This is a genomic window from Patescibacteria group bacterium (assembly GCA_018830295.1).
In the GTDB taxonomy this organism is placed as follows: Bacteria; Patescibacteriota; Minisyncoccia; order Portnoybacterales; family UBA2143; genus JAHJSM01.
This window is the reverse complement of the sequence record JAHJSM010000001.1, coordinates 230,907-255,202: the sequence shown is the minus strand read 5'-3', so window position 1 is coordinate 255,202 and position 24,296 is coordinate 230,907. Positions and strand designations below refer to the sequence as shown.

26 protein-coding genes, 9 tRNA genes and 1 pseudogene are annotated in these 24,296 nt (G+C 40.6%); 25 read left to right on the top strand and 11 right to left on the bottom strand.

The features are described 5' to 3' along the window. Positions 1 to 75 precede the first annotated feature (75 nt). From KKF19_01375 to KKF19_01300, 16 genes and pseudogenes are all read left to right on the top strand, one after another. A complete protein-coding gene (locus KKF19_01375) occupies positions 76 to 453 on the top strand; it encodes a hypothetical protein (protein MBU2579596.1) in 378 nt (125 codons plus the stop codon). A gap of 61 nt (positions 454 to 514) precedes the next feature. After that, positions 515 to 910 carry a M48 family metallopeptidase gene (locus KKF19_01370; protein MBU2579595.1) on the top strand — a complete coding sequence of 132 codons (396 nt, stop codon included), beginning with the start codon at positions 515 to 517 and terminating at the stop codon, positions 908 to 910. 9 nt (positions 911 to 919) lie between these two features. Continuing rightward, complete coding sequence (locus KKF19_01365) at positions 920 to 2,305, top strand: MBL fold metallo-hydrolase (protein ID MBU2579594.1); 1,386 nt, start codon at positions 920 to 922, stop codon at positions 2,303 to 2,305. A gap of 46 nt (positions 2,306 to 2,351) precedes the next feature. After that, positions 2,352 to 3,086, top strand: coding sequence for a TIGR00730 family Rossman fold protein (locus KKF19_01360; GenBank protein ID MBU2579593.1), 735 nt, complete (start codon positions 2,352 to 2,354; stop codon positions 3,084 to 3,086). Between the two features lie 35 nt (positions 3,087 to 3,121). After that, complete coding sequence (locus KKF19_01355; GenBank protein MBU2579592.1) at positions 3,122 to 3,355, top strand: hypothetical protein; 234 nt, start codon at positions 3,122 to 3,124, stop codon at positions 3,353 to 3,355. 1 nt (position 3,356) lies between these two features. Next, positions 3,357 to 3,812 carry a GatB/YqeY domain-containing protein gene (locus KKF19_01350; protein MBU2579591.1) on the top strand — a complete coding sequence of 152 codons (456 nt, stop codon included), beginning with the start codon at positions 3,357 to 3,359 and terminating at the stop codon, positions 3,810 to 3,812. Continuing rightward, the gene (ybeY, locus tag KKF19_01345) at positions 3,805 to 4,320 is read left to right on the top strand and encodes an rRNA maturation RNase YbeY (protein MBU2579590.1); all 516 of its coding nucleotides are present in this window, start codon (positions 3,805 to 3,807) and stop codon (positions 4,318 to 4,320) included. Before KKF19_01350 ends, ybeY begins: the two co-directional genes overlap by 8 nt. A 3-nt stretch (positions 4,321 to 4,323) precedes the next feature. Further along, a complete protein-coding gene (ftsA, locus tag KKF19_01340) occupies positions 4,324 to 5,568 on the top strand; it encodes a cell division protein FtsA (GenBank protein ID MBU2579589.1) in 1,245 nt (414 codons plus the stop codon). A gap of 76 nt (positions 5,569 to 5,644) precedes the next feature. Beyond that, positions 5,645 to 6,775, top strand: coding sequence for a cell division protein FtsZ (ftsZ, locus tag KKF19_01335; protein ID MBU2579588.1), 1,131 nt, complete (start codon positions 5,645 to 5,647; stop codon positions 6,773 to 6,775). 91 nt (positions 6,776 to 6,866) lie between these two features. Next, positions 6,867 to 7,802 (top strand): NAD-dependent epimerase/dehydratase family protein, encoded by a 936-nt coding sequence (locus KKF19_01330; GenBank protein MBU2579587.1) that lies wholly within the window; start codon positions 6,867 to 6,869, stop codon positions 7,800 to 7,802. Positions 7,803 to 7,943: 141 nt separating this feature from the next. Next, positions 7,944 to 8,762: pseudogene (locus tag KKF19_01325) on the top strand (ribonucleoside triphosphate reductase). A gap of 156 nt (positions 8,763 to 8,918) precedes the next feature. Then, the gene (locus tag KKF19_01320; GenBank protein MBU2579586.1) at positions 8,919 to 11,012 is read left to right on the top strand and encodes a ribonucleoside triphosphate reductase; all 2,094 of its coding nucleotides are present in this window, start codon (positions 8,919 to 8,921) and stop codon (positions 11,010 to 11,012) included. 5 nt (positions 11,013 to 11,017) lie between these two features. Further along, the gene (locus KKF19_01315; protein MBU2579585.1) at positions 11,018 to 11,719 is read left to right on the top strand and encodes an anaerobic ribonucleoside-triphosphate reductase activating protein; all 702 of its coding nucleotides are present in this window, start codon (positions 11,018 to 11,020) and stop codon (positions 11,717 to 11,719) included. A gap of 12 nt (positions 11,720 to 11,731) precedes the next feature. Beyond that, the gene (locus tag KKF19_01310) at positions 11,732 to 13,111 is read left to right on the top strand and encodes a ComEC family competence protein (GenBank protein ID MBU2579584.1); all 1,380 of its coding nucleotides are present in this window, start codon (positions 11,732 to 11,734) and stop codon (positions 13,109 to 13,111) included. Then, positions 13,095 to 13,961: an MBL fold metallo-hydrolase gene (locus tag KKF19_01305; protein ID MBU2579583.1), complete on the top strand. Its 867-nt coding sequence runs from the start codon at positions 13,095 to 13,097 to the stop codon at positions 13,959 to 13,961. The genes KKF19_01310 and KKF19_01305 overlap by 17 nt, the downstream gene beginning before the upstream one ends. Before the next feature lie 54 nt (positions 13,962 to 14,015). Next, on the top strand, positions 14,016 to 14,627 hold the full coding sequence (locus tag KKF19_01300; protein MBU2579582.1) for a nucleoside-diphosphate kinase: 612 nt from the start codon (positions 14,016 to 14,018) through the stop codon (positions 14,625 to 14,627). A 233-nt stretch (positions 14,628 to 14,860) separates the two neighbouring features. Here KKF19_01300 and KKF19_01295 read toward each other — a convergent pair. Both KKF19_01295 and KKF19_01290 read right to left on the bottom strand, forming a co-directional pair. Beyond that, positions 14,861 to 14,937 (bottom strand) — tRNA-Pro (locus KKF19_01295). A 21-nt stretch (positions 14,938 to 14,958) separates the two neighbouring features. Next, entirely contained in the window at positions 14,959 to 15,153 is a 195-nt protein-coding gene (locus KKF19_01290) for a 50S ribosomal protein L28 (protein ID MBU2579581.1), read from the bottom strand. 72 nt (positions 15,154 to 15,225) lie between these two features. Here KKF19_01290 and KKF19_01285 point away from each other — a divergent pair, with 72 nt between their 5' ends. Continuing rightward, positions 15,226 to 15,843, top strand: coding sequence for a site-2 protease family protein (locus KKF19_01285; protein ID MBU2579580.1), 618 nt, complete (start codon positions 15,226 to 15,228; stop codon positions 15,841 to 15,843). An 89-nt stretch (positions 15,844 to 15,932) separates the two neighbouring features. Here KKF19_01285 and KKF19_01280 read toward each other — a convergent pair whose 3' ends face one another. After that, on the bottom strand, positions 15,933 to 17,000 hold the full coding sequence (locus KKF19_01280; protein ID MBU2579579.1) for a trypsin-like peptidase domain-containing protein: 1,068 nt from the start codon (positions 16,998 to 17,000) through the stop codon (positions 15,933 to 15,935). Between the two features lie 83 nt (positions 17,001 to 17,083). On the opposite strand from KKF19_01280, the gene KKF19_01275 reads away from it, so the two are divergent. The 7 genes from KKF19_01275 (at position 17,084) to KKF19_01245 (ending at position 19,188) form a co-directional block, all read left to right on the top strand. Further along, positions 17,084 to 17,156, top strand: a tRNA-Arg gene (locus tag KKF19_01275). 167 nt (positions 17,157 to 17,323) lie between these two features. Beyond that, positions 17,324 to 17,395, top strand: a tRNA-Ala gene (locus KKF19_01270). A gap of 71 nt (positions 17,396 to 17,466) precedes the next feature. Then, positions 17,467 to 17,880: a hypothetical protein gene (locus KKF19_01265; GenBank protein ID MBU2579578.1), complete on the top strand. Its 414-nt coding sequence runs from the start codon at positions 17,467 to 17,469 to the stop codon at positions 17,878 to 17,880. Between the two features lie 6 nt (positions 17,881 to 17,886). After that, positions 17,887 to 17,961 (top strand) — tRNA-Phe (locus KKF19_01260). Positions 17,962 to 18,021: 60 nt separating this feature from the next. Then, positions 18,022 to 18,093 (top strand) — tRNA-Gly (locus tag KKF19_01255). 18 nt (positions 18,094 to 18,111) lie between these two features. Next, positions 18,112 to 18,639, top strand: a complete 528-nt coding sequence (gene idi, locus KKF19_01250) for an isopentenyl-diphosphate Delta-isomerase (GenBank protein MBU2579577.1) — start codon at positions 18,112 to 18,114, stop codon at positions 18,637 to 18,639. A gap of 69 nt (positions 18,640 to 18,708) precedes the next feature. After that, positions 18,709 to 19,188 (top strand): 3D domain-containing protein, encoded by a 480-nt coding sequence (locus KKF19_01245; GenBank protein MBU2579576.1) that lies wholly within the window; start codon positions 18,709 to 18,711, stop codon positions 19,186 to 19,188. A gap of 38 nt (positions 19,189 to 19,226) precedes the next feature. Here KKF19_01245 and KKF19_01240 read toward each other — a convergent pair. The 8 genes from KKF19_01240 to KKF19_01205 form a co-directional block, all read right to left on the bottom strand. Continuing rightward, positions 19,227 to 19,312 (bottom strand) — tRNA-Leu (locus KKF19_01240). Between the two features lie 17 nt (positions 19,313 to 19,329). Then, positions 19,330 to 19,400 (bottom strand) — tRNA-Cys (locus KKF19_01235). Further along, positions 19,401 to 19,736, bottom strand: coding sequence for a ribosome-binding factor A (locus KKF19_01230; GenBank protein MBU2579575.1), 336 nt, complete (start codon positions 19,734 to 19,736; stop codon positions 19,401 to 19,403). 15 nt (positions 19,737 to 19,751) lie between these two features. Next, on the bottom strand, positions 19,752 to 21,263 hold the full coding sequence (gene infB, locus KKF19_01225) for a translation initiation factor IF-2 (GenBank protein ID MBU2579574.1): 1,512 nt from the start codon (positions 21,261 to 21,263) through the stop codon (positions 19,752 to 19,754). A gap of 12 nt (positions 21,264 to 21,275) precedes the next feature. Next, entirely contained in the window at positions 21,276 to 21,761 is a 486-nt protein-coding gene (locus tag KKF19_01220; GenBank protein ID MBU2579573.1) for a DUF4446 family protein, read from the bottom strand. Positions 21,762 to 21,875: 114 nt separating this feature from the next. After that, complete coding sequence (locus tag KKF19_01215; protein ID MBU2579572.1) at positions 21,876 to 22,517, bottom strand: VTT domain-containing protein; 642 nt, start codon at positions 22,515 to 22,517, stop codon at positions 21,876 to 21,878. A gap of 321 nt (positions 22,518 to 22,838) precedes the next feature. After that, positions 22,839 to 22,925, bottom strand: a tRNA-Ser gene (locus KKF19_01210). 3 nt (positions 22,926 to 22,928) lie between these two features. Further along, positions 22,929 to 23,001 (bottom strand) — tRNA-Val (locus KKF19_01205). 62 nt (positions 23,002 to 23,063) lie between these two features. On the opposite strand from KKF19_01205, the gene KKF19_01200 reads away from it, so the two are divergent. Beyond that, on the top strand, positions 23,064 to 24,245 hold the full coding sequence (locus KKF19_01200) for an MFS transporter (protein ID MBU2579571.1): 1,182 nt from the start codon (positions 23,064 to 23,066) through the stop codon (positions 24,243 to 24,245). The last annotated feature ends 51 nt before the right edge of the window (positions 24,246 to 24,296 follow it).

Sequence of the window (24,296 nt, the reverse complement as noted above, 5' to 3'; positions counted from 1 at the left end):
ATTTATATAAAGAGATAAAAGACGGGAGGCGTGTTTTTTAAAAATTGAATTAATATTTTCAAAAAGGGGGTGGATATGTTTGGTTTTAGTAGAATTGAAATGATTACGGTGATTGTCATAATCATTTTTGTCTTTTTGCTTTTAGTTTTGCTTATTGCTAAAATTCTCTTGTTTTTTTTCGAAAAAATGAGAATTTATGAAAAATGGGCGCATTCTTATAGACGCAAAGAAGATGGCAGTATTGAACTTTTCTCAATGGATGGAGTGTTGTTGGATACTATTCCTAACGGAAGCAAATGTTTCCGCGATCTTCCAGATTTTCCTTCAATAGGGCTTGTCAAAATATTTTTTTTGACCAAAGAGAAAAAACGTAAGGGGTCTTTCTATGTTAGGCCAAATACAAGAAAGAAAATTGAAAATATTCTTTTGAAAAAATGGATATTTAACTCTTAAAAAGAGGCGGGATAAAAAACCGCCTTTTATTTTTGGCGAAAATTTGCTTTAATAAAGGTGTATGTCAATAAATATATTTGATTATCTATTTTTCAGGTCGGCTATCCGAAAGCCGACTCGGCGGGTTAGGGTGTATTTGGCGAATAAGGAGAGGGCGCTGGATTTTGTTTATGCGCGCGTCGCGCTCTATAATGAGATTTATAATTTTAATTTTAACAGAATTAGCGTTAAAAATCAGAAAACAAGATGGGGGAGTTGTTCGGAAAAAGGCAATTTGAATTTTAATTATAGAATTGTTTTGCTTCCGATAGAAATGGCGGACTATATCATTGTTCACGAATTGTGCCATTTAGGAGAACTTAACCACTCGCCAAAATTTTGGAATTTAGTCGCGCGAGCAATGCCGAATTATTTGGAGATTAGGAAGCGGCTTTTCTTTTTACGGCATTTTTGGTAATATGAACGCATGAAACTATATTTTTATGGTGGGGCGCGGATGGTGACGGGTTCTAATTATATTCTTGAAACTTCTTTGGGCAAGATTATGATTGACTGCGGGCTTTTTCAAGGTCGGCGAGAAATTGAGGAAAAAAATTACGAGCCGTTTCCATACAAACCGTCGGAGATCGGATTTGTTTTAATTACCCACGCTCATTTAGACCATTTGGGGCGTTTGCCCAAACTGATTAAGGAGGGTTTTAACGGAAGAATTTTAGCGACGAGACCAACGATTGATTTCGCGCGTTTAATGTTGGAGGATAGTCAAAAGATTATTCAAAAAAAGGCGGCCCAAAAAGGTATTTTTCCGCGAATGGATATTCAGCAGATTGATATGGTTATGGAAATGTTTGAGGCGGCTGAATATGACCGAGAAATTAAATTAAACGAAGAAGTTTCTGTTTGTTTTCGCGAGGCGGGACATGTCTTGGGTTCAGCTGTGATTGAGTGCAAGGTTCGCGAACAAGGACAAGAGAAAGAAAAGAAAATTGTTTTTTCGGGTGATTTAGGAACGGCAGGAACGCCCATTCTTCAAGATCCTTTCAGAATTAAAAACGCGGATTATGTTGTTATGGAATCAACTTATGGCGACCGACTTCATGAGGCGAGAGGAGAATGTAAAAATACGATTGAGGATGTTGTTGAAGAGACAATCGCGCGCGGAGGCGTCCTCATGATTCCCAGTTTCGCTTTAGAGCGGACGCAGCAACTACTTTATCATTTTAATGATTTGGTTGAAAATTCTCGTATTCCTCGGACTCCCATTTTTGTTGATAGCCCCTTGGCGATTAAATTAACTGAAATCTATCGTCGCCATTCTGAATATTTTGACAAGGAGGCGTTGTCTTTGATTGAGTCGGGCGATAAAATATTTAAATTTCCTGATTTAAAATTTACTCTCTCAACTAATGAGTCAAGGGCGATTAATAATACCCCAGCTCCTAAAATTATTATCGCCGGCTCGGGAATGTCGCAGGGGGGCAGAATTATCCATCATGAACTTCGCTATTTATCAGACCCCAAAAACACGCTTTTGTTTGTCACTTACCAAGCGCAGGGAACGCTTGGACGAAAAATTTTTGAGGGGGCGAAAGCAATTAGAATTATGGGGCAAGATGTTGCGATTCGGGCGAGGATTGAATATGTGGGTGGTTATTCGTCTCACGCAGACCAAAAGGGGTTGATGGATTGGCTTTCCAGTATGACGGAGGCAGACTCTTCTAAAAAACCAAAAAAGGTCTTTGTTTGTCACGGTGAAGAGGATTCGTCTTTGGGGTTGGCAGAAAAGATTAAAAGCGATTTTGGGCTGGCGGTTGAAGTCCCGCGGATTGGAGATGTAGTTTCGCTTACTTAATTTTGACATTATTGAATAAAAATAGTAATCTAATAACATGATGAACATGATTAAAGATTTAAGAAAAAAATTGTTGGTGCCCGACGCTAAATTGCCTAGAGTGGCGGAGAAAGAGCATGTTAAGGAAAGAACCGATTTTAGGGACTCGGTTCAGTGGCGGATTTTTAGAATTATGGCAGAGTTTGTTGACGGGTTTGAATTTTTGAGCGATTTTGGCAAGTCGGTGACTTTTTTCGGTTCAACCCGCACTTCTGCTTACGACCCTGATTACAAGGAAGTTAGAAAATTGGCGGAAATGCTGGCGAAAGAAAATTTCGCCGTTTTTAGCGGCGGCGGTCCGGGAATTATGGAAGCGGCTAATCGCGGCGCGAATGATGCGGGCGGGGAGTCGGTTGGCTTGAATATTCAATTAAAATATCAACAGAGGATGAATGATTATATCAAGAAAGCGATGGGTTTTCATTATTTTTTTACGCGCAAGGTAATGCTTTCCTATTCGGCTCAAGCCTATGTTTTCGCGCCTGGCGGTTTTGGAACTTTGGATGAATTTTTTGAAATTTTAACTCTAATTCAAACGGAAAAAATTCCTAAGCATATTCCGATAATTTGTTTGGGTAAGGAATATTGGCATCCTTTCACAGATTGGATTGATAAGGTGGTTTACGAAAAAAACAAATTTATTGATGGTGATGACAGAAAGATTTATCAGGTTGTTGATTCGGCCGAAGAGGCTTTTGAAATAATTAAAAATTCAAAAATAAGGGAAGATATTCATTATTAGGCATTATTTAGCATCTTGAAAAAGGAGGTGAATTTATGGGAATCGAAGTAAGAAAAAAAGATAGGGAAACAACTCGCAGTTTATTAAGACGCTTTTCTCGGAGAATCCAGCAAAGCGGTGTTTTGATTCGCGCCCGCAAGGCAAGATTTCTTGAAAAAGAGAAGGGCAAGAGCGAACGAAGAGCAAGCGCTTTAAGAAGGACTAAAATCGGCAAGGAAAAAGAAAAATTAAGGAAGATGGGGCTCTTAGAAGAGGAAACGCGATATTAATATGTCTCTAAAAGAAAAGATTAAGTTAGAGATTAAGAAAGCGATGATTGGGAAAGACGCTTTACGGGTCTCTGTTTTGCGTATGGTTATGGCGGCTGTTTTGAACAAGGAAAAGGAGAAGGGGGCCAGCGAGGAAGAGTTGGCGGACGAAGGGGTGATGGGAATTATTTCAAGCGAAGTTAAAAAACGGAAGGACTCAATTGAGCAATACACGAAAGGCGGGCGGATGGATTTGGCGGACAAAGAAAAAGAGGAATTGGAAATTTTGTCCGCGTATTTACCAGAACAGATGGGCGAGGAGGAGGTTAGAAAAATAGTCAAAGAAAAAATTTCTCAATTAGGCGCCAGTGGAGCGCAAGACACAGGGAAGGTGATGGGCGCGCTTATGGCTGACCTGAAAAACAAAGCCGACGGCGCGGTTGTTAAGGGAATTGTTGAGGAGGAGTTAAATGCTTGAAATACATAACTTTACTCAAAATGAAATAGACGAGAATTTTTTAGCAAAAATAGCGGCAAGAGCGCTGGAATTCATGGCGAAGAAAAAGGGCTTATCTGGTTTGCTGAAGGAGGAGGTGGAAATAAGTTTGGCTATTGTTGGCGAGGGGAGGATAAGGAAGTTGAATAAGATGTATCGGGGGAAGAATAGGGCGACTGATGTTTTGTCTTTTGACAATAAATCGGTTTTGCCTTATTTAGCGAAGGCGTTTCCGCGATTAAAAAAAGGCGATGATATGTTTTTTGCCAATTCGCCAGACGGAGTGAAGCGGTTGGGCGAGATTATTATTTGCTATCCTTACGCTAAAAAACAGGCGAAACGCGCGGAGCATTCTCTTGAAAAAGAACTGACTATTTTGTTAATTCATGGTATACTTCATTTGCTCGGATATAAGCATGAAAAAGATATAGAAAAAGCGGAAGAAATGGAGAAAATAGAAGGGGAAATATTGAAAGTTATTAGTTTTTGATTTATGACTAAAGATACTATTATCGTTGGTTTGGATGTTGGGACTTGCTTTATTCGCGTGATTGTGGCTAAGGCGGGGGCTGGGCAGGCGAAACCGCAAATTATTGGCGTTGGCCAGGCGCCGTCTTTTGGTTTGCGAAAAGGCGTGGTGGTTGATATTGAAGAGACGGTCAAAAATATTAGCGAGGCCGTTCAAAACGCCGAACGGAGCAGTGGTATTTCCATTGAACGGGTGACGGTTGGAGTAAGCGGCAATCATATTATTTCTAAAACAAACAAGGGCGTGGTGGCTGTTTCCAGGGCTGACAAAGAGGTTTCAAGAGAAGATGTTAATCGGGCGGTTAACGCCGCTTCAACTATTTCCATCGCGCAGAACAGAGAAATTCTTCATGTTATTCCGCGCTGTTTTTCGGTTGACAATCAGTGCGGCATCAGCGACCCAACTGGAATGACAGGCGTGCGGTTAGATGTGGACGCGTTATTAATTGAAGGGGCGATTCCCTTTATGAAAAACTTAACGAAGTGCGTAACGGAGGCGGGGCTGGAAATAGAAGAGATGGTTTTGGCTCCTTTGGCCGCCAGTCGCGCCGCGTTAAATAAAAGACAGAAAGAATTGGGCGTTTTATCTTTGGACTTGGGCGGAGGAACGGCGGGCATGACGGTTTTTGAAGAGGGCAACATTATTCATAGTTGCGTTTTGCCTGTTGGTTCGGCTCATATTACCAATGACATCGCGATCGGTTTAAGAGGAAGTATTGATTTGGCGGAAAAGGTTAAATTGGAATATGGCTCGGCCTTGTCGGCTGAAATTAGCAAAAAGGACAACATTGATTTGTCCAAATTGGGGCTAGAAGAAAAAGGAATAATTCCGCGCATAGAAGTGGTTAAAATTATTGAGGCGCGAATGAGCGAAATTTTGGAGTTAGCCAACAAGGAATTGAAAATTATTGACCGACAAGGGCTTTTGCCGGCAGGCATTGTTTTTGTGGGGGGCGGGGCTAAAATGCCGAGTTTGGTTGATTTGGCGAAAGATGAATTGAAATTGCCGGCGCAAATTGGTTTTCCTTCGGAAATGGAAGGCGTTGTTGACGAAGTGGACGACCCCGCTTTCGCGACGGCTGTTGGTTTAGTGCTTTGGAGCATAGATAAGCGCGCCAAAAACGGAGGATGGGGGCTTTCGTCTCCGGGAATTTCCATTGGTGGGACAGTCGGAAAGCTCAAGGGCTGGATGCGCGATTTTCTCCCTTAAATTTGAATTTTCATAAAAATACTTGCGTTTTTTAGGGAAGTATGTATAATAAATTAAAAGTTTAATTTTTAATATTATGGCTCAAATCAAACCTGAGGTGGAGAGTTTTGCTAAAATTAAAGTGATTGGCGTCGGCGGCAGTGGCGGAAACGCTATTTCAAGAATGTTGGCTTGTAAAATTCAAGGCGTTGATTTTGTGGCGATTAACACGGATGCCCAGGATTTGCATCATGTCAAGGCGCCGGAAAAAGTTCACATTGGCAAAAATTTAACCAAAGGACTTGGCTCGGGCATGAATCCAGAAGTGGGTCGTCAGGCAGCGGAAGAAAATAGAGACGAAATTCATGAAGTGGTTAAGGGCGCCGATATGGTTTTTATCGCTTGTGGCATGGGCGGAGGAACGGGCACGGGTGCGGCTCCGATTATCGCGGAGGCGGCGAAGGACTCGGGCGCTTTGACTGTGGCAGTGGTGACTAAGCCATTTTCTTTTGAAGGAAAACAAAGAGCGCGATTCGCGGAAGAGGGCATTGCTCAGCTTAAAGACAGAGTTGATACTTTAATTACTATTCCTAATGACAAACTTCTTTCGGTGATTGACCATAAAACATCGCTTTTGAACGCGTTTTCAATTGTTGACGATGTTTTAAGACAAGCGGTTCAGGGAATTTCCGATTTGGTCGTGACGCCAGGTATTGTTAATGTTGATTTCGCCGATATTAAGGCGATTATGCAAGACGCTGGTTCGGCTTTAATGGGAATTGGACGGGCTTCTGGTGAGGACAGAGCGGTTGAAGCGGCGAAAGCGGCGATCAATTCTCCTCTTTTGGAGGTTTCTATTGACGGAGCCAAGGGAGTGCTTTTCAATGTGAGCGGCGGTCCTGATTTGACAATGACCGAAATCAACGAGGCGGCCAAAATTATTACGGAGTCAATTGACCCCGACGCGAAAGTTATTTTTGGAGCGGTCATGGATGATAAATTAAAAAAGGGTGAAATTAAGATTACGGTGATCGCCACCAATTTTGAGGACGCGATGAAAAAGCCGGCTGATTCGAGAATTCAAGATATTTCAAGAGTTAACAGAGGAGAGGAAAGGAAAGTGGATGAAAAAAGACCAACGCTCGGTAGCGCGCAAAAAGTTATTTCCGAAGACGATCAAGAGAGCGAATGGGATGTTCCAGCCTTTATCAGACGGAAAATGAAATAGATTTTCCAAATTTTTTAAGATTTAAAAACAGCGGGCAAATCCGTTGTTTTTTTTGTTTGACTTAAGATAAATTTAGTTTCATAATTATATTATGAGAAATAAAAAAATTTTAATAACTGGCGGAGCGGGGTTTATTGGTTCTAATTTGTCTGATAAATTAATCAGATTAGGGAATGAAGTGGTTGTTGTTGACGATTTATCAACTGGCAAAAAGGAGTATATTGATTGTAAGGCAAAATTTTATCAAGTTGATATTCGTTCTAAAAAAATAAGCGAAATATTTAAAAAAGAATCTTTAAAGAGAAAAATTGATTTTGTTTTTCATTTGGCGGCGCAAATTGATGTTAGAAAATCAATAGAGAATTCAAATTTTGATAATGAGATAAATGTTTTGGGCGGATTAAATATTTTAGAAAATTGCTATCGGCATAAAATTAAAAAAATAATTTTTTCTTCCAGCGGAGGCGCGGTTTACGGCGATGCAAGCATAATTCCCACAGCAGAAGATTATTTGCCAGAACCGATTTCTCCTTATGGAATTCATAAATTAACTTTTGAGAAATATTTAAATTATTATTACAAAGTTTACGGTCAAAAATATATCTCTTTGCGTTTTAGCAATGTTTACGGTCCGCACCAATTTAAGGGAGGAGAAGCGGGAGTAATCGCCATTTTTATCAACAACGCGATTAACAATAAAAAAAGTATAATTAATGGCAATGGTCTGCAAACAAGGGATTTTATATATGTTGGCGATGTAGTTAAGTCCCTTATAGATTCCGCTAAATCTGATTATGTTGGAGAGATTAATATCGGCGCTACGGTTGAGACTAATCTTTTGCAAATGGTTGAGATTATAGAATTAATCTTGGATTGTAAAATTAAAAAACAATTTAGCCCAGCTAAAAAAGGAGAACAGATGAGAAGTTGTTTGAATTGCGGTAAAGCTAAAAAAGTTTTAAAATGGGAAGCTGAAACAAAGTTAGAAGATGGAATCAGACAAACAATTAAGTGGTCAAAAAAATAAAGAATAATAGATTTTCCAAATCTTTTTTGTTGCGCGGTTTTTTAATATAGAGTAAAATAGAGGTATTGAGAACCCACCAAATAAAATTTTACAATTATTATGCGGCGGGTTTTTCGTTTTATAATTTAATCACCAGAAATTATGCCTAAATTAAAATTCAAGCAAGTAGAAAAAAGAGATGGAAGGATTGTTGATTTTGACCAGTCAAAAATTACTTCAGCTGTTTTTAAGGCGCTGACCGCGACCAAAGAAGGAGGAAAAGGAATCGCTAAAAAATTATCAGACCAAGTCGTTGGGCTTCTTAACAGAAGATTTAAAAAAGACGACATTCCTCAAATAGAAAAAATTCAGGACATTGTTGAAGAGATTTTTATTATCAACGATTACGCCGAAACGGCCAAGAGATACATTATTTACCGCGAGCAAAGAAGGCGCGTCCGAGAGGCGAGCACGGCAATTGACGAGGCGGTTGAGATGATTGACAAGTATATTCAGGAGCTTGATTGGCAGGTCAAGGAAAACGCCAATATGGCGTATTCCTTGCAAGGGCTCAACCATTATGTCGTTTCGGCGGTTGCCAAAAAATATTGGCTTGATAAGATTTATCCCAAAGAGGTGAGAGAGGCGATTAACGACGGAAGTTTTCATATTCACGATTTGGATAGTTTAAGTTGTTATTGTCAGGGTTGGGATTTATACGACCTTTTGTTGAGGGGGTTTGGCGGAGTTAAAGGCAAGGTTGAATCAAAACCGGCGAAGCATCTGCGGACCGCTTTGGGGCAATTGGTTAATTTCTTTTACACCCTTCAAGGCGAAGCGGCCGGAGCGGAAGCGGTGAGTAACTTTGACACACTGCTCGCGCCTTTTATCCGCTACGATAATTTAAATTACAATCAAGTCAAACAAGCGATGCAGGAATTTCTTTTCAACTGCGCCGTGCCGACACGGGTCGGATTCCAATGTGTTTCCGAAGATACAGAAATTTTAACGCCTCAAGGATGGAAGGGCTATCAAGAAGTGAACGAGGGCGATATTATTAAAACCTTTAATTTAGAAACTAAAAAAATTGAAGACCAAAAAGTCAATTATGTTTTCAAGAAAAAATATAGCGGGATAATGTATCGTCTGAAAAATCGTATTCAGGACCAACTCGTTTCTCCGAATCACAGAGTTGTTAGAAAAAAATTCCAGACAGACAAATGTGTTTTGGAAACGATTGAAGAAGTTGCTAAATTGAAGTCGCCTTTTGCTATTCCAATCGCTGGAGGAAATTCAAACAAAACCTCAAAAATGAGCGACGAGCAGATAAAATTGATGGCTTGGATTATTAGCGAAGGGACGATTGAGCGACCTGGAAAACATAGGAGTTGTTATCGTGTTTCGATCTATCAGTCCAAAATAAGAAATCTTCAAAATTACAAAGAAATTGTCGGCTTGCTGAAACATTTTCATTTAGAATATTCGGAATATGAAACGGCCTCTTTGGGAGATAATGTCCGCAGAATGCGGCTCAACGCCGAAAGCTCAAGAAAAATTCATAATTGGTTTGGGACTAAGGAAAATGTCCATTTTATGCCGGATGATTTGTTGAATTTAGACGAAAGGCAGTCAAAATTATTCATTGAAACATATCTCAAAGGAGACGGATTTGAAGGATGTAAAATCAGCGTGACTGATTTAGAATTGCTTGATGGTTTGCAAATTATTTGCGTTAACGCTGAATATGGCTTCACGGTTTTAAAAAGAAAACCGACGATTGGTAAAAAGGATATTTTTGTTTTGCGGCTGATCAAGCATACTGAAACATATATTCCTAAAATAGAAAAGGTGGATTACAAGGGCGTCATTTGGTCGCCCAACACCAAAAATGAAACTATTGTCGCCAGAAGAAAAGGCAAAGTTTTTATTACAGGCAACACGCCTTTTATTAATGTCACTTTGGATATTAAACCGTCGGAGTCGTTTGCTAAACAGCCGGTTATTATCGGAGGCAAGCCGCAGGAAGAGACATATGCCGAGTTTGAGACAGAAATGAATATGCTCAACAAGGCGTTTTATGAATGTCTGATGGAGGGCGACCGAAGCGGACGCCCGTTCACCTTCCCTATTCCAACCGTCTCAATTACCAAGGATTTTGACTGGGACAATCCGTCTTTGGACGGAATGTGGCAAGCGACGGCGAAGTACGGCATCAACTATTTTTCAAACTTCATCCAGTCCGATATGAACCCAGAAGACATCAGAAGCATGTGCTGCAGATTGATGCTTTCGAAGAAAGAATTATACAAGCGGGGCGGAGGGTTGTTTGGGGCGGGGGCGCTTACGGGCTCAATTGGGGTCGTGACGATTAATCTTCCACAGATTGGCTATTTGTCAAAAACAAGGAAGGAATATTTTGAGCGACTTGGCAGGGCGATGGATATCGCCAAGGACTCGCTGGAGATAAAGAGGAAGGTTTTAGAAAACTTTATGGAAAAAGGGCTTTATCCGTATTCTAAGTATTATCTGAGTAATGTTAAGCAAATGCGCGGCGAGTATTACGGCAATCACTTTTCCACGATTGGATTGGTTGGCGCAAACGAGTCCTTGCTTAATTTCATAGGAAAAGACATTGGTTCTCGCCAAGGCAGAAAATTTACCGTAGAAGTCCTTGATTTTATGCGGGACCGTTTGGTAAAATATCAAAAAGAAACAGACAATCTCTATAATCTTGAAGCGACGCCGGCGGAAGGCGCGAGTTACAGATTGGCGCTTAGAGATAAGCAAGAGTATCCGGATATTATCACGGCTGGGTCTAAAAAAAATCCGTATTACACCAACTCAACGATGCTTCCGGTGAATTACACGGACGATGTTTTTGAAGCGTTGAAACTGCAAGATGAAATCCAAGCGAAATACACAGGAGGAATTGTCTTTCATACTTTTATCGGCGAACGGATTGAGAATATCCAGACCATTAAAAATCTGGTTAAGAAAATATTTGAAAATTTTCACTTGCCGTATCTGACTATAAGCCCGACTTTTTCGATCTGCCCTCATCATGGATATATTTCTGGCGAGCATTACACTTGCCCCAAATGCGTCATCAAACAGCCCTGTGAGGTCTATTCAAGAGTAGTCGGCTACATTAGACCAATCCAGCAATGGCATGTCGGCAAACAAGAGGAGTTTAAAGACAGGAAGTTATTTAAGATTAAAGATTGTAAATAGAATTTATGTTAATTGGCGGGTTGCAAAAAATGACTCTGATTGATTATCCGGGCAAAGTCGCCGCCACAGTTTTTACTATTGGTTGCAATTTTAATTGTTCTTTTTGCCATAATCCGGAATTAGTTGACAAGGAGAAGATAAAGAAACAACCAATGATTAAGGAGAAGGTCTTTTTTGAATTTCTTGAGTCCCGTAAAAATTTATTGGAAGGGATTTGTATTACTGGCGGCGAACCGACGATTCAAAACGATTTGGCTGATTTTGCGAGAAAAATAAAAGAAATGGGGTTTTTGGTTAAATTAGACACCAACGGGAGCAGGCCAAAAGTTTTAGCGCGGCTTCTTAAAAACAATCTTCTTGATTTTGTGGCGATGGACATCAAAAGTTCATCGGAAAAATATTGCCAAGTCGCGGGCAAGACAATTAAACAAAAAGATATTTTAGAGAGCGTTGATTTGATAAAAAACAGCGGAAAGGAGTATGAATTCAGGACGACCGCTTTGCCCGGGTTGATTGATAAGGAGGATATCAGGAAAATAGGGCAGTTGCTTAAAGGCGCCAAATCATTTGTTCTCCAGCCGTTTAAAATGGATAAAAACTTAAATGGTCTTTGGCGAGGCGTTAAACTTTATTCAGAAGATGACCTGAAAGAAATGCTTGAAATCGCCCGGCAATATTTTTATCAAGTAGAATTACGCGGAGTATAGGACAGAGGCCTTATGACCAAGTCAAAAATTTTCCTCTATCTCTGTTTATCTTTTATCGTCGGTGTTTTAATTAGTTCCGCAGTTGATATTTCCCGGCCAATTTGGCTGGGAATTTTAATTTTAGGAACTGCCTTGGTTGTTTCCGCAAGCGTGTTAGACCCTAAGGGTCTAACATATTTGGTGGCGGGGTTTTGTTTGTTGGTTTTGGCGGGCGGGATGATTCGACATCAGACGGCGGTATCTGAAAATGAAATTGACGCGATGAGGCAATATTATGAGCAGGAAATTGTTTTAAGGGGCGTTATCATCCAAGAGCCGGAGAAAAGAATTAGTAATCAGATATTTCAGTTTGAGGCAGAGGGAATTCCCGGAAAGATTTTAGTGACAACTGATTTGTATCCGGAATATAAATATGGCGATGAGTTGGAAATTAGTGGGCAATTAAAAGAGCCAATTCAATTTGAAGATTTTGATTATCGGGCGTATTTGGCGAAAGATAAAATTTATTCAGTCGCTTATTATCCGAATATAAATTTAATTGCCGCGGGTAAAGGAAATTGGTTTTATCAAAAAATTTTTGATTTTAAAAACAAATTAAGGGGCATTATCAACCAAACGCTTCTGCCTCCTCATTCTTCGGTTTTAGGGGCGATTTTCCTCGGGGATAAATATGGGCTTTCGGATGAGTTGAAAGAAAAATTAAATATTAGCGGAACGAGGCACATCGTGGCGATTAGCGGGATGCATATGATTATTATGACGCAGATTTTTCTCTATCTCGCGTTGGCGGTCGGACTCTGGCGCGGACAGGCGTTTTACCTCGTTTCTTTCCTGCTTTTTTCTTATATCATTATGATTGGCGCGCCGGCTTCGGCAGTTCGCGCCGGAATTATGGCGGGTCTGCTTCTTTTGGCGCAAAAAGTTGGACGGTTGCGGAGCGCTGACAGAGCGGTAGTTTTTGCCGCCACAGTGATGTTAGCTGTCAATCCGTCCTTGCTCGCGGCTGATGTCGGCTTCCAACTTTCTTTCGCCGCCGTTTTGAGTATTATTTATCTCAAACCGATGATAGACAAAAAAATGGCGAGATTGCCCGATTTTATGCAATTAAAAGATATTTTAACAATGACTCTGGCGGCGCAATTAGGGACGCTTCCAATTTTGATTTTTCAATTTGGGCAAATTTCCCTCATTTCTCCACTCGCCAACCTGATGATTGTTCCTCTTTTGCCTGTTATAATGGGAATGGGAATGATGGTTGTTTTTCTTGGGCTGATTTATTTGCCTCTGGCGAAAATAGTGGTCTGGCCGATTTGGCTTCTTTTGAGTTATCTCATTAAAACAATTGAATATCTATCATCTTTTCCATGGGCAACTTATGATATTTATTATTAAATACAGAAAATTTGCTTATTCCTTCTTGGGGATTTTGCTTGTCGGGACCATTTTTGTTTGGTCGGCTGTTTTTTCTTTGACAGCGGACGATATTTTGGAAGTTCATTTTTTTGATGTCGGGCAAGGGGACAGCATTTTTATTGAAACGCCGTTCCAAAAACAGGTTTTAATTGACGGCGGACCGGATAAAACGGTTTTGGAAAAATTAAATCAAACAATGCCCTTTTACGATAGAAAAATTGATTTACTTATTTTAACGCATCCTGACGCTGACCACATTACGGGGTTGGTGGATGTTTTGGAGTATTATCAAGTCAGACATATTTTAACGAGCGGTTTTGAGACGGACACGGCTGTTTATAAAAAGTGGCGGGAGTTAATTGACGAGAAAAATATTCCTTTGACGATAGCCCAAGCCGGACAAAAAATTATTTTAAGTGAGGGGATTGTTTTAGAAATTCTTTGGCCAGAACAGCCGCTGGTTGACGCGAAAAGTGTTAACAACGCTTCAGTCGTCAGTCGGCTGATTTACAGACAAACCGAATTTTTATTAACCGGAGATATTGAAAAGAAGATAGAAAATATTTTAATTGAAAGAAACACGAATTTGGAATCGGATATTTTGAAAGTTCCCCATCACGGAAGCAAAACCTCAAGTAGTTATAACTTCATCAAGGCGGTTAATCCGAAAATATCCGTTATCTCGGTTGGGGAAAATAATCGCTACAAGCATCCGAACCAAGAGGTTTTGGATATATTAAAAAACGCATTCATCTCGCGAACAGACAAAAATGGAGATATTACGATTTTAACCAACGGAGAATTGTTTGAGGTAAAAACAGAGCGGTGAATCTTGGCAAGGCGGTTTTTTTGTGGTAGATTATTAGAAATATCAAGTAAAAAAATGAATAAAAACATAATGTCAAAAGAGAAAAGTTTGGTTTTAATTAAACCAGATGGTGTTCAGCGAACATTGATTGGCGAGATAATTAAGCGGTATGAGCGGGCTGGTTTTAAGTTGGTTGGATTGAAATTTTTAATTCCGACAGAGGAGCAGGTTGAAAGGCATTATTTGATCGTTGAGACATGGTTGAAATCGGTCGGAGAAAAGGCGATGAACGCGTATCTTAAAAAAGGATTGAAGCCGCCGTTTGATGACCCAATTCAGTGCGGTCAAAAGGTTTTAGAAAGTTTGAAGAAATATTTATCCTCGGGACCGGTCGTGGCGATGGTCTGGCAGGGCAACGAAGCGGTGGGAATTATCAGAAAAATTACTGGCGGGACGGAGCCAATGACTTCCGATATCGGAACAATCAGAGGCGACCTTACGCTTGATTCTTACGCGATTGCCGACACGGACAACAGGGCAGTGAGAAATCTTATTCACGCTTCGGGAAGTCCCGAAGAAGCGGAAAAAGAAATTCAAATTTGGTTTAAAGAAAACGAAATTGTCAAATATCGCTTAGTTCAAGAAGCGATTTTGTACGATGTTAATTTGGATGGGATTAAGGAGTAAAAGATGGTCTTGACAAGGGTTGTCTATTTGTTAAGATGATGATAGCTTTGCTGTTCGGATTTTTCTTTTAGATTTCGACTTAATAATTTCGTCCGGGAGTCTTAAGTGAGTTAGCGCCGTGGCGTTATCTCCTGACACCCACTTAGAGAAATAGCGGAATTCTATTCGAAAATCATCTGACAGCGAGGCTTTTGTTTTGAAATTAAAAAACGCCCTGTTAAGGGTTTTTATTTTGGTCGGGGCGACAGGATTTGAACCTGCGATCTTCGGACCCCCAGCCCGACGCCTTAAGCCACTAGGCCACGCCCCGTCGGATGTTAGATTCTATTTACTATTTCTTGTTTGTCTTGGCCATTGTCTTGATACACTTGGCGCAGGCCTTGATTCTTTTTCCAACTTCAAGAGTAACCCATTGTAAATTGGGGTATTTTCTTTTTTTGCTGGTCGGGTTATACTTACCTCGGAGTTTCTTTCTTGTCACCGCGACCATTGATTTTTTACCGCACAGAGAGCATCTTCTTGACATAGTTGTTCGTATAGATAATTAATTTACTTTTAAAGATTACCCTATTTTTTGATAATAATCAAGTAAAAAAATATGCTTATACAAATTCTTTTTAATGACCCAATATTGTTTTTAATAATAGCCATGGCAATAATTTTTGCGCTTAGCATTCATGAATTTTTTCATGCATGGATGGCTTATTATTTAGGTGATAATACTGCTAAAGATCAAGGTCGATTAACTGTAAATCCGCTTGCGCATTTAGATCCGCTTGGAACAATTCTTATTTTCATTGCCGGGATCGGTTGGGGCAAGCCAGTTCCCTTTAATCCTTATAATCTAAAAAACCAAAAATGGGGTCCTGCTTTAGTAAGCGCGGCTGGACCATGTTCTAATTTTTTAATAGTGCTACTTGTTGGTTCTTTCTTGTATTTTTTTGAATTAAATAATCTTTATTTAATTTATTTTTTAAGTTTTTCTGTTTGGATCAATCTTATTTTAGGAGTGTTAAATTTAATGCCAGTTCCGCCTCTTGATGGTTCGCATATTTTTTTCGCTTTATTCCCTTCACTAGAAAATGTTAAAAATTCTTTTATACAAGGCGGTATTTTGCCTCTTATAGGTGTGATTTTTTTTATGATTTATGTAGTAATTCCATTTATAGTTGAGCCGCTATATGTTTTGATTGTTGGAAATTATGCGTTATTTTAAAAATTCCGCAAAACAAAAGTCCTTCATTTTTCAATGAAAGGACTTTTGTTCTCAGGCAGAGAGCTTTCGTTCCGCTCGCGCGGGATTTTCTATTTCCTCTCTTCCAGTTTTACATTTACTACGCCGATTTTGTCTCCTCTTAAAATTTTTATTTCAATCACATCCCCGGGCTTGCGCTTGTGAATCATTTCTTGCAAAGGATGCTTTTCGTCAACTTTTTCTTTATTAAATTCTAAAATAATATCGCGCTCCATCAAACCGGCCTTGAAGGCGGGACCATTAGGAATAATCGCAGGGTCGCCGATGCCTGGTTCGCGAACGACTAAAGCGCCGTGGTCAACCGGCAAACTAATTCCTGACTGCGCTAAAATTTCTTCTTTGAGCGCCTTATTGATTAAAATATATCGGACGCCCATAAATGGCTGAATAATCCTTCCGTGTTTTTTAAGGTCCTCTAAATCTTTTTTGGCGTTGTTAATTGGAATAGCGAAACCAATATTTTGAGCGCCTTGGACGATTGCCACATTAATAGCGACAACCTTGCCATCAATGTCAGCCAAAGGTCCGCCCGAATTGCCCGGATTAATCGCCGCGTCTGTTTGGACAAGCCCTCTTAATTCAGCCGCGCGACCGGAAATTCCGTCGTGAGCGGTAATAAATCGGCTCAATCCAGAAACAACTCCAGTTGAAACGGTATTTTGAAAAGTTCCCAAAGCGTTGCCGATAGCAATCGCGTCCTGTCCCAATTCTATTTTATCTGAATCGCCCAATTCCAAAATAGGAAATTTTTTATTCTTGGGGCATTTTACTTTAATAATGGCGACATCGTTGACATGGTCGCGAGCCAAGACCTCTGCTTCGTATTTTTCGCCGTTATTTGTGACGACCGTATAATCAACTTCAGAGGAAGCAACAACATGACGGTTGGTTAAAATGATGCCTTCCGATGAAACAAAAAATCCGCTTCCTCCTCCGATTTTCACTCTTTGCTTTCCTTCTTGGCGAAATTGAGGAATAGGCGCTCCGTAAGACCCGAAAAGTTCGTCAAACGGCTGAACGAAATATCTCCTTATTTTAGGAAATTCCTTGGTAATCGTAATACTGACCACCGCAGGACTAATTTTTTTAACAACTTGAACGATAGGTGATTTTTTCATTTTTCTCGTTTCTTAGTTTAGAGTATAATCCATTGACTAAGGTAAGTCAATATTATAAGATGGGGTTGCGGCGTTATGAATAAGTCCTCGTAGCTCAGTGGATAGAGCAACGCACTCCTAACGCGTAGGTCGCGCGTTCGACTCGCGCCGAGGACACGCGATTTTTATTCAAATTCTGATTTGATTATAAAAATCAGCGCCCCGCAGAATTGCGGGGCCTTAATTCTAACTTAGTAACAAAAATAAGAATTTGGGAGAAGTTGTCCCGCAATACTGCGGGACGCTGAAATTCTTTACCAAATCAGAATTTGGAAGAATTTCGCGGGCCCATAGCGCAGCGGTAGCGCACCTCGCTGGCAGCGAGGTGGTCGTGGGTTCGAATCCCACTGGGTCCACATTTTTTGTCCAAATTCCGATTTGGCAACAAAAAATAGTGCCCCGCAGTATTGCGGGGCTATATAAAAATATGAAAATAGTAATTTGCGGAAGCATGAGCTCTGTGAAAAAAATGGTAGATATCGGTAAAAAACTTAGGATATTAGATCATAAAGTTATTTTACCAAAATTTACGGAACAATATGCTTTGATGGAAAATTTAGATAAGATTCATTCTGAATCAGTGAAAAATAAGATTGAGCATGATCTTATTAGGGATTATTTCGAAGAAATTAAAAATGCGGATGCTGTTTTGATTATCAATATAGACAAAAATGGAATTAAGAATTATATTGGTGGCAATGCGTTTCTCGAAATGGGTTTCGCTCATGTTTTGAATAAGAAAGTATTTTTGTTAAATTCAATTCCCGAAATAATGTATAAGGATGAAATAGAAGCAATGCGACCAGTTGTATTAAATAGTGATTTGTCTTTAATTCATTAAATTTATGCCGGGGTAACTCATCGGTAGAGTGTCTCTCTGAAAAAGAGAAAGTAGTGGGTTCGACTCCCACCCCCGGCACCAATCCAGCCGTCGCGAACTTAAGCGGGCATTGCCCGCCGAAGTCCGCTATGGCGGACGAAGGCGGGTATCGTATAGTGGCTATTACATCTGGTTGCCAATCAGATGACGGGGGTTCGATTCCCCCTACCCGCTCACGAATAAGAAAACAAGATGCCGAAAGAACAAGTTGTTTTGGTGGATAAAAATAATAAAAAAGTCGGCGTAGAGGAGAAGATTAAAGCCCATCGGGATGGAAAACTGCATCGGGCTTTTTCAATTTTCATTTTTAACTCAAAAGGAGAGTTACTTATTCAGCAAAGAGCGCGAGATAAATATCATTCGGAAGGGTTGTGGTCAAACACGGTTTGCAGTCATCCGCGACCGCGCGAGACATATCATCAAGCGGCGCATAGGCGGCTAGGAGAAGAAATGGGTTTTGATTGTAAAATCAAAAAAGCGTTTTGCTTTATTTACAACACGGGTTTTCATAATGGCCTGACTGAAAACGAATACGACTGCGTTTTTATCGGAAAATTTGACGGAGAGCCGAAGCCAAACCCAAAGGAAATTATGGATTATAAGTGGATTTCTATGGGGGAGTTAAAAAAAAACATCGCCAAACGCCCGAACAAATATTCTGTTTGGTTGCGAATCGCTCTAAAAAAGATGAAAAATCAAAAAACCGCCAAAAACCCTTGACAAAATTAAATAGATGTGATAGTATCTAAGAAATCCCGAAGAGGGGATTTTTTAATTACTTAAAAATTTATGTATACAAAGAATAGAATTTCGGTCTCTCTATCTTTGCTTGGCCTGGTCTCTAACTTCTTATTTCCCCAGCTTGGTTTAATCGGTCCCAATCAAACTGAAATCGGTTTTCTTCCGGTTGATGGTCTGATAACCCTTCAAGGGCAAACATTAGTCCAATCATCTACGCCGGACACGCCGATTGTGGTAAATCAGAAATGGGTGACGGTGACGGCTTACTCAAGCACACCTGACCAAACCGATTCAACGCCTTTTATTACCGCTTCCGGGACAGGCGTTCGGGACGGTATTATCGCTTGCAACTTCTTAAAGTTTGGGACGAGAGTTCGTTTTCCGGACATTTACGGAGACAAGGTTTTCGTGGTTGAGGACAGAATGGCCCTCAAAAACAACCACAAAATAGACATCTGGTTTGAAACCAGAGAAGACGCCAAGCAATTCGGAGTTCAACAACTCAAAGTAGAAGTGCTGAAGATATAGTTAAATAATAAAAACCCGTTAAAAACGGGTTTTTATTATGGTGCCGCGGGTGGGAGTCGAACCCACACGGGATTTCTCCCACAACATTTTAAGTGTTGCGTGTCTGCCATTTCACCACCGCGGCGTATTTTATTTTCCCTGAGGCCGCGACCGGAATTGAACCGGTGTAAATGGTTTTGCAGACCATCGCGTAACCACTCCGCCACACGGCCTTACCTTTTAATCTTTCCTAAAATTTCCTCAATCCGTTGGGCGTGCTCTTCCACTTTGTCAATTTCAAAAATCATTTTAGGAACGGGTCTCATATATAGTTTCTTATTAAGCGATTTTTGGAGATGAAAGATATTTCTGCTAATGATATCCAAAACCTTTTCGATTTTCTCGTTTGGAAGAACGCTAATCCTTATCTTACTTTGCTGTAAATTAGGCGCTGTGTCAACATTTGTGATTGTTACGAAGGCGCCTTCAAAATCAACCTCTTTCAGGAGTAGTTTGCTAACTTCTTGTCGGAGAAGTTCGTTGACTTTTTCAATTCGCAGGGCAGACATAGGGTTGGCGAATAATTAAATTTCCCTCTTTTTTCTTTCTTCTATGTAGATTTCCAAAGTGTCTCCTTTCTCAATGCTCGTTAAGCCCCTAACAGCAAGACCGCATTCGTGACCTTTGCCGACCTCGTCAGTTTCTTTTTTGTCTCGTTGGAGTTGGACAATTTTCCCAGGCGTTTTTTCTTTGCCGATAATATTAACCAACGCGCCTTTTTTAATATCTCCTTTAATAACTTTCCCGCCGATAATTTGCTTATCTCTTTCTGTCTTGAACAAAGCGAGGACTTTTAGTTGCCCGACGCTGTGTTTGATTATCTCTGGTTCTAAAAGTTTAGAAAGCGACTCTCGGACGCTTTGGATTAATTCATAAATAATATCAAAAGAGGCGATTCTAATTTTCTTATGCTGGGCTAATTGTTTGCTCGGTCCGCTTGTTTTAATTCTAAAGCCGAATATTTTCGCCTTCGCTGATTCAGCCATTTTAATATCCGATTCTGTTATTTCCCCAACCTCCGCTTTGAGAATTCTTAAAATAACCTCATCGTCGGGGATGCTTTTGAGCGATTCTCGGATTGCTTCCAAAGACCCTCTCACATCGGCTTTGAGAATAATATTAAGCGTTTTTTTGTCCGAATCAAAATCAAAAACTTCTTTTGTTCCGTCAGCATCTCTTTTCGCCGTCTTTCTCGCGGTTTCTGTTTGCGCTTCGTCTAAACTATTAAAAACAGCGAATTTTTCTCCAACCTGCGGGGCCTGATTAAATCCAGTAATGACGGCGGGCGTTGACGCGGACGCTTCTTTAATGGGATTAAGCTGAAAATCCTCCATTGTTTTAATCCGTCCGAAAGCCGAACCAGTTCCGACAATATCTCTGCTTTTGAGCGTTCCGCTTTTGACTAACAAGGTAGCGGTGGCGCCCCTTCGCGTATCATGCCGCGATTCAATAATTACTCCCGCGGCTGTCTGGTTTGGGTCGTCCGTGAATTCTTCCATTTCCGCCACCAAGTTTATCATTTCCAAAAGTTCTTCTATCCCTTGCCCTGTTTTTGCCGAGACATTGATTGAAGGAACTTCGCCACCCAATGATTCAACGACAACCTCATATTTTGATAATTCTCCTTTAACTTTATCCGGCTGGGCTTCTTTTTTATCAATTTTATTCAACGCGACAATCATTGGAATGCCACATTTTTTAATATGAGTAATCGCTTCTTTTGTCTGCGGCTTTAGGCCTTCTTCGGCGGCGACGACTAAAATGGCGATGTCGGCGACCTTAGCTCCGCGCGAACGCATCGCCGAAAACGCTTCGTGGCCAGGGGTGTCAACAAATGTAATAGTTTTATCTTGATGCTTCGCTTGATAGGCGCCGATATGTTGGGTAATGCCGCCCGATTCTTTCGCCGTCACTTGCGTTTTGCGGATATAGTCAAGAATGGAGGTTTTTCCATGGTCAACATGCCCTAAAATAACCACCACCGGTGGACGGATTGGCAAACTATTCTTTTTTTTCTTAACAATCTTTTTTTTCATTTTTATAAAAACTTATTTCTCCATTCCTGCTTTCTTCAACGCTTCCGTTTCTTCTTTGGAAAGGGGATATGTTGATTTTCCTTCTTTAATTGGCTTGCTGTAGACCCTGTTTCCTTGGCGGGTGAATAAACTCGTGATGACCAAGCCATTATCGCGCGAATCAAGCAAGGCGATGACAAAACTTTGGTCTCCGCCCGTTTCTTTGAACGGATTAAAACGGACAACACTCGCTTTTTGAATGCTTCGTTCAGCCATTTTTTCAACTGATTTTAGATTTTTAGACAACCCCTTAATGCCTTCTTCCGCTTTTTTCAACCGTTTGATTTCTTCGAAAAGAACGCCCTCCAAATCAGACGCTTTTTTGCCATTAAAAAATGTTTTGAGTTTTTTTCTTATCAGCCAATGCTGGATTTGAAGCAAAACATTCCAAAGAGCGAGAAAAATAATTCCGCCCAAAAAAACAAAAAAGAATGGGTTTTCGATTAAGATATTAAGCATAAACCATAGACCTCCATCGGAAAAATTATTCCGCGGAAGGTCTTGTCCCAGTATAGTTTATTTCAGACCAGTTGTCCACAGGGGACAAAAAGTGCTCTCTATCGGGCGTGTTGTTTATTTTTTTATTTCTCTATAATGCCAAGCAAACCAAATTCCGCCAATTAGAGTAATTAACGAAAGAAATATAAACATTGGTTCCTTGATAGATTGCACGCCGTTCCCGAGATAAGACAAACTTAAACTTCCGCCGATATGTCCAACGGCCATTAACGGCAAAAAGATTTTAGGACTAATTGCTGAAAATCCGGCTAAATATGAAATTTCATCATCGGGGAATAGGGGGAGAAAATAAGCCAAAAACAACAACAGTTTTCCTTTATCAAAATAATAATCATACTTTTCGATTGTCTCTGGCTTTACCATATACTTAATAATTTTTCTTCCGAAGATTCTTCCTAAATAAAACGCGATTGCAGTTCCAATTACCCTGCCGATTAAATTGTAAAGAAATCCTAACCAAGTTCCAAAAATAAAACCACCAGCAATAGAAACTGTGTAATGGCTGAAGGGTGTAATGATAACTTGGAGAATTTGAATGAGTATAAAAATAATTGGAGCAAATATCCCAAATTGATTTACAAACTCCCTGATAGAATCTTGGCTAGAGAAAAAATGAAGGGGAAAAACATAACCAAGAATCAACAAGACGATAGGAATAATTGTTAGTAAATACCAAAAAAGTTTTATTTTTTTCATGTGTGTTAAATGGGGGCTGCCCCCGTTGCGGGGGCAGCCCCCATTCTTTGATATTTTCACCTCGCTTTCTTTGTGATTAAGTTAAATGTTTGGCTATAAACGCTCTGCCGGAACCGGATTTTAAATATTTTTCAAAATTGAAGGCGGTGTATTTGTCGCAAAACGCAAAGTAGCAATGTAATTTTATGGGTCTTATATTTTTGGTTGATTTTGATCTGGCGGGCGAAACCCGCCTACGCAATCTTCAGGCGGACTGTGTCCGCGCTCCGTCGCTAAAGCTATGGCGCGTCAGCGACCGAAGCCCGCTTTGGCGGGCGAAGGCGGAGAGGGTGGGATTCGAACCCACGGTGGTATTTCTACCACAACGGTTTTCGAGACCGTCCCATTCGTCCACTCTGGCACCTCTCCGTGTGGGCGGTGCAGGACTCGAACCTGCTACCTCTTCGGTGTAAACGAAGCGCTCTACCGGGTGAGCTAACCGCCCGCGATATTGCCATTCTATCAGAGAAACTGGGGGATTTCCAGTTTTTATGGTAAAATATTTTTATGATTGGAAAATATTTTGATAAGGCGCCTTCGCATGGATTTGTTTCTTTGTATGTGGGCAAGACAATTGTTTTGATTGCGACGGCTCTTTCGGGGATTTTTTTGCCTATTTTTTTGTATGACCTTTTTGGGCAGGATTTAAGAATGACGGTTATCTATTACGGCGTTGGCTATCTTTTGTATGGGCTGACTGTTTCTTTTGGGGCGAGATTTCTGAACGACTTCGGTTTTAGGAGGGCGTTGCGAATTAGCATTCTTTTGGGCGCCGCGTTTTATCTTATTTTCTATTTCATCAACGCGGAAAACGCGCGGTATTTAATTCCTTTGTCGGTTTTGGTGGTCGTTTTCTTTCGGCTCTTCTATTGGGTGCCTTATCATGTTGATTTCGCCAAATTTACCAATAAAGAAGACCGCGGAAGGCAAGTGAGCGTTCTCAACGCCAGTTATTTGGCGGCGGGGGTTTTTATCCCTCTAATATCGGGTTATATCATTAGCCATTTTGGGTTTGATGTTTTGTTTTTAATCGCTATTATTCTTTATCTTGTTTCGGGCATTCCATATTTGACCATTCCTCGGACGCGCGAGAAATTTAGTTGGGAGTTTTTGGAAACATGGAAACAATTTTTTTCGCGCAAGATGAGAAAAATTGTTTTGGCGTATATGGCGGATGGCGCCGAGAATGTCGTTGGGATAGTTATTTGGCCGATTTTTATTTATCAACTTTTGAATGGCGACTATTTTCAAGTTGGCGCGATTTCTACATTTATTATTGGAATTACTGTCGGAGCGCAATTGCTTTTAGGTAAGAGAATGGACGAGAATGATTCAAAAAAGGGCGCTTTGAAATGGGGGAGTTTTTTTTATTCCGCCGGGTGGGTTGTTAAGATTTTCATCACCACCGCTTTCCATATTTTTATGGTGGGCGCTTATCATAGCGTCGCCAAAATTTTCCTGCGGACGCCCTTTGACGCGCTGACTTATGAAATCGCGGCTGACCAAGGGCATTTCGTGGACGAGTTCACGGTCTTGCACGAAATAGCGATTAGTTTCGGTCGGACATTGATGGTTATTCTGATTATCGCCGCTTCTTTTTATCTCGCCATCCAATGGACATTTATCTTAGCTGCCGCCTCCGCTATTGTCTTTAATCTCCTAAGCGAGCGGCAGGAAAGGTTCGTCTAATTCGGCTATCGGATAGCCGAATGGGGTGTCTTTTCTATAATTGAAAAAAGT

What these genes read in the sequence shown, in the direction of transcription:
- KKF19_01375 (MBU2579596.1), top strand. Translation starts at nt 76, where the DNA reads ATGTTTGGTTTTAGTAGAATTGAAATGATTACGGTGATTGTCATAATC.
- KKF19_01370 (MBU2579595.1), top strand. Translation starts at nt 515, where the DNA reads ATGTCAATAAATATATTTGATTATCTATTTTTCAGGTCGGCTATCCGA.
- KKF19_01365 (MBU2579594.1), top strand. Translation starts at nt 920, where the DNA reads ATGAAACTATATTTTTATGGTGGGGCGCGGATGGTGACGGGTTCTAAT.
- KKF19_01360 (MBU2579593.1), top strand. Translation starts at nt 2,352, where the DNA reads ATGATTAAAGATTTAAGAAAAAAATTGTTGGTGCCCGACGCTAAATTG.
- KKF19_01355 (MBU2579592.1), top strand. Translation starts at nt 3,122, where the DNA reads ATGGGAATCGAAGTAAGAAAAAAAGATAGGGAAACAACTCGCAGTTTA.
- KKF19_01350 (MBU2579591.1), top strand. Translation starts at nt 3,357, where the DNA reads ATGTCTCTAAAAGAAAAGATTAAGTTAGAGATTAAGAAAGCGATGATT.
- ybeY (MBU2579590.1), top strand. Translation starts at nt 3,805, where the DNA reads ATGCTTGAAATACATAACTTTACTCAAAATGAAATAGACGAGAATTTT.
- ftsA (MBU2579589.1), top strand. Translation starts at nt 4,324, where the DNA reads ATGACTAAAGATACTATTATCGTTGGTTTGGATGTTGGGACTTGCTTT.
- ftsZ (MBU2579588.1), top strand. Translation starts at nt 5,645, where the DNA reads ATGGCTCAAATCAAACCTGAGGTGGAGAGTTTTGCTAAAATTAAAGTG.
- KKF19_01330 (MBU2579587.1), top strand. Translation starts at nt 6,867, where the DNA reads ATGAGAAATAAAAAAATTTTAATAACTGGCGGAGCGGGGTTTATTGGT.
- KKF19_01320 (MBU2579586.1), top strand. Translation starts at nt 8,919, where the DNA reads ATGTATCGTCTGAAAAATCGTATTCAGGACCAACTCGTTTCTCCGAAT.
- KKF19_01315 (MBU2579585.1), top strand. Translation starts at nt 11,018, where the DNA reads ATGTTAATTGGCGGGTTGCAAAAAATGACTCTGATTGATTATCCGGGC.
- KKF19_01310 (MBU2579584.1), top strand. Translation starts at nt 11,732, where the DNA reads ATGACCAAGTCAAAAATTTTCCTCTATCTCTGTTTATCTTTTATCGTC.
- KKF19_01305 (MBU2579583.1), top strand. Translation starts at nt 13,095, where the DNA reads ATGATATTTATTATTAAATACAGAAAATTTGCTTATTCCTTCTTGGGG.
- KKF19_01300 (MBU2579582.1), top strand. Translation starts at nt 14,016, where the DNA reads ATGAATAAAAACATAATGTCAAAAGAGAAAAGTTTGGTTTTAATTAAA.
- KKF19_01290 (MBU2579581.1), bottom strand. Translation starts at nt 15,153, where the DNA reads ATGTCAAGAAGATGCTCTCTGTGCGGTAAAAAATCAATGGTCGCGGTG.
- KKF19_01285 (MBU2579580.1), top strand. Translation starts at nt 15,226, where the DNA reads ATGCTTATACAAATTCTTTTTAATGACCCAATATTGTTTTTAATAATA.
- KKF19_01280 (MBU2579579.1), bottom strand. Translation starts at nt 17,000, where the DNA reads ATGAAAAAATCACCTATCGTTCAAGTTGTTAAAAAAATTAGTCCTGCG.
- KKF19_01265 (MBU2579578.1), top strand. Translation starts at nt 17,467, where the DNA reads ATGAAAATAGTAATTTGCGGAAGCATGAGCTCTGTGAAAAAAATGGTA.
- idi (MBU2579577.1), top strand. Translation starts at nt 18,112, where the DNA reads ATGCCGAAAGAACAAGTTGTTTTGGTGGATAAAAATAATAAAAAAGTC.
- KKF19_01245 (MBU2579576.1), top strand. Translation starts at nt 18,709, where the DNA reads ATGTATACAAAGAATAGAATTTCGGTCTCTCTATCTTTGCTTGGCCTG.
- KKF19_01230 (MBU2579575.1), bottom strand. Translation starts at nt 19,736, where the DNA reads ATGTCTGCCCTGCGAATTGAAAAAGTCAACGAACTTCTCCGACAAGAA.
- infB (MBU2579574.1), bottom strand. Translation starts at nt 21,263, where the DNA reads ATGAAAAAAAAGATTGTTAAGAAAAAAAAGAATAGTTTGCCAATCCGT.
- KKF19_01220 (MBU2579573.1), bottom strand. Translation starts at nt 21,761, where the DNA reads ATGCTTAATATCTTAATCGAAAACCCATTCTTTTTTGTTTTTTTGGGC.
- KKF19_01215 (MBU2579572.1), bottom strand. Translation starts at nt 22,517, where the DNA reads ATGAAAAAAATAAAACTTTTTTGGTATTTACTAACAATTATTCCTATC.
- KKF19_01200 (MBU2579571.1), top strand. Translation starts at nt 23,064, where the DNA reads ATGATTGGAAAATATTTTGATAAGGCGCCTTCGCATGGATTTGTTTCT.